Here is an 8,033-nt window from a genome sequence, read left to right on the forward strand (position 1 = left end):
CCTCCATCAGTAGCCGGAGACGTCCGGCCAGCCGAGTTCGATGCCCTGAGCAACCAGCGTGGACTGGAACTCGCCGAGCAGGGCCGGGGTGTTGCGGACCGCGCGCGGGCTGACGCCACGGTCCAGGCAGAAGGCGGCGAGCAGGCCGGCGGCCTCGCCGATGTTCCACTCGACCGGGTGCAGCCGGTAGCAGCCGTTGGTGATGTGGGTGGTGCCGAGGTTCTTGTTCGCCGGCAGCAGGTTCTCCACCCGTTGCGGGATCAGCGCCCCGAGCGGGATCCGGAACGGGCTGCTGGCCACGTCGATGTAGTTGTCCCCGCCGGTCGACGGGTGCAGGTCGATCCGGTACATCCCGACGCCGACGCTGTCGCCGTACTCGACCGCGCCGCGATCACCGCGGACCGCGACCGACAGGTCCTGCTCGACGATCGTGTACTCCGCCTTGATCCGCCGGGACTCCCGGATGTACGGCGCCTGCGCGAGACCGTCCGTGCCGAGCAGGTCGCCGCGCAGCCGCAGGCCCGGGAAACCGACCCCACCGTCGGAACGCGGAGCCTCGGTCTGCAGCCAGTAGAGCACCGCCAGGGAGAGTTCCTTCGCCGCGTCCAGGTGCTTGGCGGCGTCCGGTACGTCGATGACCGGGCCTTCGAAGTAGTCGATCATCGGCCAGTTCACCAGGCAGATGTCGCTCTCGTACGCGCCCGGCTCGAAGTGCCGCCGGGCCGCGATCCGGCGGAACGTCCACAGGTTCGTGTCACCACCGGTACGGCGCTGGTCCGCGACCACCGCGAGCGGGTCGTCGTCGGGGTTCGGTGTGAAGGTCCGCACCGAGCTCTCGAGCGTGCGCGGGTTGGGCGCTGTCCACGACAGCAGCCGATCACCCCAGAACGACGGCTGGTAGTTCCGCCAGAACGCGTAGTTGGCCGGCTTGTCGCCGACGTGGTCGCCCTCGACGTGGTCGATCGCGAAGCAGTACGACACCGCCTGCATGTTGAGCGGCTGCGCCTCGGCGGGAGCGCTCGGCTCACCCGTCTCGCTCTGCGCCTCGAAGCCGGTCACGTACTCCGTCCCGGTCAGCGGCAGCAGCTCACCGGTCTCGGTCGCATCCAGGATGTACGGCGCAGTGATCGTCAGCTGATCGCCCGCGTCCCGGTGCTCCACAGTCACCGCGGTGACGCGATCGCCGTCGGTCTCGGCGGCGACCGGCCGGAACGGCTGAAGCACCTGCAGCCGCCGACTGGCCCGGTACGGCGCCAGCATTTCCTCCAGCACCGCGAGCGCGACCCGGGGCTCGTGACAGAGCTTGGACACGTACCCGGCGCCCGGGTTGAGCTGCGTCGCCGCCCGTGACGCCGAGGTCAGCGGGTAGTGGCGGCGGTAGTAGTCGCGGATGCCCTCCCGCAGGGCGCGGTACGACGCGGTGACGCCGAACTGCTCGACCCAGGAGTGCTCGTCCGGCGGGACAGCCTGGCTGGTCAGTTGGCCGCCGAGCCAGTCGAACTCCTCGGTCAGGATCACCGAGCGGCCGGCCCGCAGTGCGGAGAGCGCCGCGGCGACTCCGCCGAGACCGCCGCCGACGATCAGTACATCGGTATGCATCTAGGCACCCTTCGGTGGTGTGAGAGTGGTTCCGTCGGTGAGTTCGCACGGGAGCAGCAGCTGGCGTTCGGTCGCCGTACCGCTGAGCACGGCCTCGAGCAGCTCGACCGCCTGCAGGCCCATCGCCCGGCGTGGGACGTGGAAGCCGCTGAAGTCGATATCGCTCTCGGCCGGCCGGGTCGAGTCACCGAGCGCGACCACGGACAAGTCGCTCGGGATGGCGACACCTCGCTGGGCAGCCGCGTGGGCCAGCGCGATCGCGTCCGCCCGCTCCTCGACGAAGACGGCGGTCACTTTGCGGTCGAGCAGGTCGTCGAGCAGGTCGCCGCCGGAGCGGTCGGCCGTCGGAAGGTGTGGCGCGCGGGCGGCCGCCTGGCGGAAGCCCTGCATGCGATCGGCCGAGGACTCGGCGCCGGCTCCCGGCCCGGCGAACGCGATCCGGCGGTGGCCTAGCGCCTGGGCTCGTTCCACCACGATCCGCGTCGCGGTGCCGTAGTCGGCGCCGACGTACGGGACCGGGCCGCCGGCGTCGTCGCGGCGGCCGACCGAGACGAACGGGTACTCCTCGGCGATCAGCCGGGCCAGCTCGTCAGAAGGGATCTGACGACCGAGGAGCAGGCAGCCGTCCGCGATCCGGAGCCGGTTGTTCTCGTGGAAGATCCGTCGCCGGCCCGCCGTCACCGGCGCGCTGGTGAACAGCAGCAGGTCCCAGCCGAGCCGCTCGGCGCGCTCCTCGATACCGGCGAGGAACGGGTGGTAGAAGTCGCCGCTCGCGCTCGGGAACACCGACTCGTAGGTGAACACGCCGAGGATCTGGTTGCGCTGCTTGAGCATCCGCCGGGCCAGCGGGTCGGCCTGGTAGCCGGTCTCCCGGATCACCTTCAGCACCCGGTCCCGGGTCTCGGCCGGGATCCGCGCGGTCGCGTCGCTGCGGTTGTTCAGCACCAGCGAGACCGTCGTCTGGCTGACCTTCGCCAGCCGCGCGATGTCGCGCTGGGTGAGGCGGGTGGCTCTGTCCGGCATCCGATCAATCCTCTGCAGTAATACGCATTTCCAGGGAACCGTAGAACGGCTCCCGAGCGAGCGTCAAGGGCTCATTCCAGTGGTAATGCGGATTAGCAGCGACAAGGTGTTGACCGGCGCCGATCCGGCGGAGAACACTCGCTGCACCATCACCCCCTGCCGCCCAGGAGGCCTCCATGCTGAGTCGCCGCCAGTTCGCCGGCCTGGCCGCCGGCGCCGTCGTCGGCTCCTTCGTCAGCACCGCGATCCCGGCCGCCGCCACCGGTGACCGGGATCCGGTCCGCTTCGCGTCGGCGTACACGGCACGGCCGCCTGATGCGGGAGCCGTGCTGCTCGGGTCACCAGGTTTCGAGGTGCACGGCGACGGGATCGGCGACGACACCGCCGCCGTCCGGGCCGCGGTCGATGAGGCATCCCGGCGTGGCATCGCGAACAAGCTCGGCGACATCCTCGGCGGGGTCCGCGACTTCCCGCTGGGTGACGGCGGCGGCGTCGTACTCGTCCCGCCCGGGACCTACCGGCTGAGCGGGCCGATCGACGTGCACGATTCGGTCCGGATCATCGGGTACGGCGTACGCCGCCCACGGTTCGTCCTGGCCGACAACAGTCCCGGGTACGCCGGGACGGCGCCGCGTGACGTGTTCGCGTTCCGGCGCCGGCCGGTCGGCGGACCGGTGACGTACGCGAACAACGACACCTTCGGGTCCGGGCTGATCAACGTCGACATCGCGATCGGTGCGGGCAACCCGCGAGCGATCGCGGTCCGGTTCGGCGGCGCTCAGTTGTGCATCCTGCAGGACCTGGACATCGACACCGGTGACGGCTGGGCCGGCATCGACCACAACGCGAACCTCATCCAGCGAGTGCGGGTCCGCGGCGGCGCTGTCGGCCTGAACGCGTTCGCAGCCTCGGCGGGGTGGCAGACGACCGTCCTGGACTGCCGCTTCACCGGCCAGCGCGAGACGGCGATCCGGACGAACAACGACGCGAAGCTGGTGATCGTTCGTACTGTGCTCGCCGACGCACCGCGTGGTGTCGAGAGCGTGCCGGGCCAGTTCGTGCACGTCTACCTGCAGAACTGCCTGCTCGACGGACTCACCGACACCGCAGTACTGATGAACGACAGCGAGCTGTTGCCGGGTGCAACCAATCCGCTGATTCGGAACAGTAACCAGCTGAACCTGGTGGACAGCGTGGTACGCCGTACTCCGACCCTCCTGACGCGCGGGCAGAGTGGAACACGCACGCCCGGCCGCGACGGTTCCGTCAGAGAGCTCACCTACGGCGTGCGGATCTCCAACGCGTTGTCCTCACGCGAGAGCCGGACCGACGGTGTGCAGCTGTCGGACGGCTGGCATCGCGACGTGTCCGACATGTTGCGGTCCGACGTGCCCGATCTGCCGCCGGTGTCGAGCTGGGTGAGCATCACCGAGGTCGCTGCGCAGATGGGACGGACGGTGGGCAGCGGGACGGCCGACGATCTCGCTGTCTTCCAGGCCGCCGTCGATCGCCACGAGACCGTCTTCGTGCCGATCGGTGAGTACCTGCTGTCCGGCACGCTTCGGCTTGGGAAGCACTCCAACCTGATCGGGCTGCACCCGCGGCAGACCTGGTTGCGGACCCCGGACGGCACGCCGTACTTTGGCGATCCGCACCGCCCCAGGGCGTTGGTCGAGACACCGCCCAACGGCCGCAACATCGTGACCGGGCTCGGCCTCGACACGGCCCGGAACACCGCCGGGTCGGTCAACATCAGCTGGCAGTCGGGCCGCGGCTCCTACCTCGCGGACATCACCACCCAGTTCGTGAAGTGGCACCCGGAGGAAGTCGCGAGCGGCGATCCGGGCTACACCTACAAAGGCGTCCACAAGTACGGCGTCTGGGTCCGCGGCGGTGGCGGCGTCCTGTCGAACGTCTGGAGTGCCAACGGCTGGGCGGACAACGGCCTGTTGGTCGAGCACTCGACCGTTCCGACCCGCGTCTACGAGGTCTCCGTCGAGCACCACCAGTACCGCGAGGTCGTCCTACGGCACGTCGCGAACTGGGAGTTCCTCGGACTGCAGACCGAGGACCACATCTACGGCTGGCAGTCCCAGGCCCTCGAGCTGGACCACTGCCGTGACCTGCTGTTCGGCAACTCCGTCTTCTTCCGCGTCGCCACAGTCCTCGGTCCATCGCCGTACGGCGCCGGCCTCCGCGACTCGCGCAACATCGTCTTCCGCGGCAACCGCGGCTACCGCGACAAGACCCCCGAGTACACCCAATGGGGCGCAGCAGCCGCCGACCTCCGCACCGGCCGAACAGTCCCAGACCCAGAGTTCACCTTGCTGGAAATTCGCTGATCCCTGCCGCCGTACCCCTGTATCTCACTTCCTGGAGGACGACTGTGAAACGCCGTTCTGTGTTGATCGGCGCCGCCGCGGCGCCGTTGCTCGCCTCGCTGCCGCTGCGAGCCAACGCCGCGAGCTTGCCGCCGCTCGCGGGTCTGCCGGCCGGGTTGCCGGACCGCGGACTGTTCGCGCCGGGGGAGCAGCGGTTCGCGGGGTACCTGGTGATCCTCGCGCCGATGACCAACGACATCGTGGACACCACGCCGTACGGCTTCATGGGCGGCGGGTGGTGGCGGACGCCGGCCCAGCCGTTCAACGCGCGGGTGCAGGAGCACGTGTTCACCCTCAGCTGGTTCTACGCCAACCGCCGTACCTGGAACCCCTACCACCGGGACCCCGCGTTGCTCGGCCGGCTCGACGCCGCGCTCGAGCACTACCTGAACCTGCAGAACCCGGACGGCTCGTGGCCCGAGTACGCGCCGGCCGAGCGGGGCAAGGCGTCGAGCGGCTTCGGCCTCGGCTACCTGGCCAAGACGCTGGCCAACCTCCGCCAGGCCAATGCGCTGCCGAGCCGTCGTACTCAGCTGGAAGGTGCCCTGCGCAAGGGAGTCGACTGGTACCTGGACCCGGCCAACACCGTGGTCTGGGACGATCCCTTCAAGTACACGAACCAGGCCGTCGCCGGCGTGGCCGGCTCCGCCCTCACCCTCCGGCTGCTGCCCGACCTCGCCCGGTGGCAGCGCCTGCAGGAGCGGATCCGGTTCGTCGCCAAGTGGTCGCAGAGCCCGGCCGGCTTCTTCTACGACCCGCGCGGGATGGACATCAACTACAACTTCGAGGTGATGCTGCCGGAGATGGCCGAGCTCTACCTGCTCACCCGGAACCCGTTGCTGGTCTCGATGACCCGCCGGTTCTCCGAGTGGTTCGGGTACAACCTGCTGCGTGAACCGGACGGCTCCGGCTGGCTGACGTACTACGCCGTGTCCGACCGCACCGCCACCGCCTACTACGACGACGCGATCCCGGATCCCGACCGGACCATCCTCGGCTCGCACTTCGTCCCCGCCGTACCGGACCTGGGGGCCTTCTTCACCAGCCGGGAGGACAAGGCGGCACTCCGGAAGGCCTGGGCCGAGGACCCGGCGCCGGTGCCGGCGTTGGCAAAGCAGGACACGTCACCGCGCATCATCGCGCACGCGCCGTACGGCGAGACGCTGCCGACGCGTGCCTCGAAGCAGACCGCGATCGCCCGCATCCCGTACCTGCACAAGGACGACTTCACCGAACTGCGTCGCGACGAGGTCGAGAACCAGGACTACCTCTACGTACGGCGTCCCGGCTACTACGTCGGCGCCTTCTTCGGGACTCGCCCGGGCAGCTCGGTCAGGGCCGGCACCGGCTTCCTCTGGCACCCGGCGGCCGGCACCTTGATCCACGCGCAGCAGACGTCGACGGGTTGCTGGGGTACGGTCCGCAACGGCAAGGCCGATGCCGAGAGCAACCTTGTCGCCGAGTACCCGTCGAAGGACCTGGTCCGCTACCGCACCGCCGACGACTCAGTGGCGACCGACCTGAGCTTCGGCCCGGGCGCCGTCACCCGCCGGGTCACCGCGACCACAGCCGCCACCGAGCAGATCCCGCTCGTCCTTCAACCAGATGACGAGGTCGTCTTCTCGGACGGCACCGTCGTCCCCCACAACCAGACGCGTACGGCGACAGCGGACGCCCTCACGATCCGGCGCGGACAGACAACCATTACCATCACTTGGTCTGCCGTCCGGACCGCGACGATCAGCACGTCGACCCGCACCTACCTGCGCGACCAGCGCCGCCGGGTCCACGTCCTCCGCATCCCTCATGACGGCCGGCTCGAGACGACCGTGCGTACAACCGGCTGAGCAATCCAGGGGTCCGGTAGGGATCGTCCGGATGCCACGGCTGCCGGTGCCGAATAGCGTCGAGACATGAAGGCAGTGGAGCAGGACCGGTACGGTGCGCCGGACATGCTGGAGGTCCGGGAGACCGCCCGGCCCGACGTCACCGGAAATCAGGTGCTCGTCGCGGTCCGGGCGGCGTCGGTCAACGCGCGGGACTGGCATGTCATGCGCGGCGATCCGTTGATCGCCCGGCTGATGGATCCGAAGTCGTTCGGGCTCAGGGCGCCCAAGGCCGTCCTGGGCACCGACTTCGCCGGCGTGGTCGAGGCGGTCGGCCCGGACGTACGACGGCTGAAGCCCGGCGACGAGGTGTACGGCGAGTCCCCCGGAGCCTTCGCCGAGTACGTCGCCGCACCCGAGACCGTGGTCGACCACAAGCCGGCCAACCTAACCTTCGAGCAGGCGGCCGCGATCCCGCTCGCCGCGAACACTGCGCTGATCGCCTTGCGCGACGTGGCGCAGCTGAAGTCCGGGCAGTCGCTGCTGATCAACGGCGCGTCCGGTGGCGTCGGGACGTTCGCCGTACAGCTCGGCAAGGCGCTGGACGCCAAGGTGACCGCGGTCTGCAGCACGAAGAACGTCGACCTGCTCCGATCGCTCGGCGCCCACGAGATCGTCGACTACACGCGAGACGACTTCACCAGGCAGCGGTACGACGTCGTCCTCGACCTGGTGGGAAACCGGTCCCTCGGCGACCTCAGACGGGCGCTGACGCCGGGCGGGATCCTCATCCTGTCCGGTGGCGGTGTGTCCCGTGGCGGCAGTGTGATCGGGCCGGTCAGCCTGATCATGCGCGGCGTGCTGATTGGTCGCTTCGTCCGCGACCGGATCGTCACCTGCGACGCGAAGCAGAGCGCGGAGAACCTCGCGACGCTCCGGTCGATGGCCGAGAACAGGCAACTGATCCCGGCCATCGACCGCACCTACGCGCTGGCCGACATCGCCGAGGCGATCCGGTACGTCGAGACCGAGCACGCCCGCGCCAAGGTGATCATCACCGTTTAGTGGGGGGGGGGGGGGGGGGGGGGGGGGGGGGGGGAGGGGGGCGGGGGGGGGGGGGGGCGCCGGCCGCGGGGCGGGGGGGTAGGCAGCAGGGAGCTAGAGAGACCGAGCCCCACCCCGGACAGGCCCGCCCCGGGGCCCG

The 8,033-nt window shown here is 69.8% G+C and carries 5 protein-coding genes; 3 read left to right on the top strand and 2 right to left on the bottom strand.

Annotation, left to right across the window (positions count from 1 at the left end; all coding sequences use genetic code 11):
- Positions 1 to 6: 6 nt before the first annotated feature.
- Complete coding sequence (locus tag ACIBGM_RS44130; protein WP_396388966.1) at positions 7 to 1,599, bottom strand: FAD-dependent oxidoreductase; 1,593 nt, start codon at positions 1,597 to 1,599, stop codon at positions 7 to 9.
- Positions 1,600 to 2,622 (bottom strand): LacI family DNA-binding transcriptional regulator, encoded by a 1,023-nt coding sequence (locus tag ACIBGM_RS44135; protein WP_396388967.1) that lies wholly within the window; start codon positions 2,620 to 2,622, stop codon positions 1,600 to 1,602.
- A gap of 176 nt (positions 2,623 to 2,798) precedes the next feature.
- On the opposite strand from ACIBGM_RS44135, the gene ACIBGM_RS44140 reads away from it, so the two are divergent.
- The 3 genes from ACIBGM_RS44140 (at position 2,799) to ACIBGM_RS44150 (ending at position 7,894) form a co-directional block, all read left to right on the top strand.
- On the top strand, positions 2,799 to 4,964 hold the full coding sequence (locus ACIBGM_RS44140) for a glycosyl hydrolase family 28-related protein (protein WP_396388968.1): 2,166 nt from the start codon (positions 2,799 to 2,801) through the stop codon (positions 4,962 to 4,964).
- A gap of 44 nt (positions 4,965 to 5,008) precedes the next feature.
- Positions 5,009 to 6,850, top strand: a complete 1,842-nt coding sequence (locus ACIBGM_RS44145; RefSeq protein ID WP_396388969.1) for a hypothetical protein — start codon at positions 5,009 to 5,011, stop codon at positions 6,848 to 6,850.
- A gap of 66 nt (positions 6,851 to 6,916) precedes the next feature.
- Positions 6,917 to 7,894, top strand: a complete 978-nt coding sequence (locus ACIBGM_RS44150) for an NAD(P)-dependent alcohol dehydrogenase (RefSeq protein WP_396388970.1) — start codon at positions 6,917 to 6,919, stop codon at positions 7,892 to 7,894.
- Positions 7,895 to 8,033: the final 139 nt, after the last annotated feature.

Source organism: Kribbella sp. NPDC050470 (assembly GCF_044458365.1).
GTDB lineage: Bacteria > Actinomycetota > Actinomycetes > Propionibacteriales > Kribbellaceae > Kribbella.

What these genes read in the sequence shown, in the direction of transcription:
- ACIBGM_RS44135 (WP_396388967.1), bottom strand. Translation starts at nt 2,622, where the DNA reads ATGCCGGACAGAGCCACCCGCCTCACCCAGCGCGACATCGCGCGGCTG.
- ACIBGM_RS44150 (WP_396388970.1), top strand. Translation starts at nt 6,917, where the DNA reads ATGAAGGCAGTGGAGCAGGACCGGTACGGTGCGCCGGACATGCTGGAG.
- ACIBGM_RS44140 (WP_396388968.1), top strand. Translation starts at nt 2,799, where the DNA reads ATGCTGAGTCGCCGCCAGTTCGCCGGCCTGGCCGCCGGCGCCGTCGTC.
- ACIBGM_RS44130 (WP_396388966.1), bottom strand. Translation starts at nt 1,599, where the DNA reads ATGCATACCGATGTACTGATCGTCGGCGGCGGTCTCGGCGGAGTCGCC.